The organism is Glutamicibacter sp. 0426 (assembly GCF_001906485.1).
GTDB classification, from domain to species: Bacteria; Actinomycetota; Actinomycetes; order Actinomycetales; family Micrococcaceae; genus Glutamicibacter; species Glutamicibacter nicotianae.
The window spans coordinates 1-753 of record NZ_MPBI01000019.1 but is presented as its reverse complement, the minus strand read 5'-3'; the positions used below and the strand labels follow the sequence as shown (position 1 = coordinate 753).

Here is a 753-nt window from a genome sequence, read left to right as displayed (position 1 = left end):
GGGATGCACTGATCAAGGCCATTGGTTCGGCTCAGGGCAGGGACACTGCGACGTTCGGCTATCACGAAGGTCTGACCGTGGACCAGCAGTTGAAAGCCGCCGAGGTTGCTGCGCTGCTTTCCATCTCGCAGGAACTGAGCGGTATTCGCCTTGGAGACAAGGAAATGTTTCACTAGATACCCCTATAGGGTATAACTGCTACAATAGGTGGTACAGAGTCCCGGTGGCTTTGTACCACTTGTTGTATCAGGGGCTGGCTCCCTTCACAACGTCACTTTCAAACACTGACGAAAAGGAGCCAAGAAAATGGCTGTATCCACCGTAAACGCACCTGAACTCACTCAGGAACAGGTCCAGAAGATCCTCGTAAAGCCTCTTGAGCAGGCTTCGATCTTCCTATCTGCCGGCCCTCGCATCTTCGACACCAACGGCAGCGCAATCCGCATCCCGAAGCTGGGCGCACCAACCTCCCCAGCATGGCACGGTCAGAACGAACTGATCACCGAGCAGGACCCAACCTTCGATGAAGTGCTGCTGCTCCCAGACACCATGAAGTCCGTCAAGGTCATCACCCGCTTCTCCAACGAACTGGCACGCCAGTCCGTAGTAGCTCTGGACACCGCTCTCCAGGATCGACTGGTCACTGACGTAGCTTCGACCTTGGACACCGCGTTCCTTGGTGCTACCGGCGACGGCATCAGCACCCCACAGGGCATCTTCGCATGGGCTGATACCCAGGAACTTGCAGTCACC

The 753-nt window shown here is 56.3% G+C and carries 1 protein-coding gene; it reads left to right on the top strand.

Features of this window, described 5'->3' with window-relative positions; all coding sequences use genetic code 11:
• Positions 1 to 306: 306 nt before the first annotated feature.
• Positions 307 to 753, top strand: a 447-nt coding sequence (locus BKX98_RS16570) for a phage major capsid protein (protein WP_143181174.1), incomplete at its 3' end; no start/stop codon positions are given.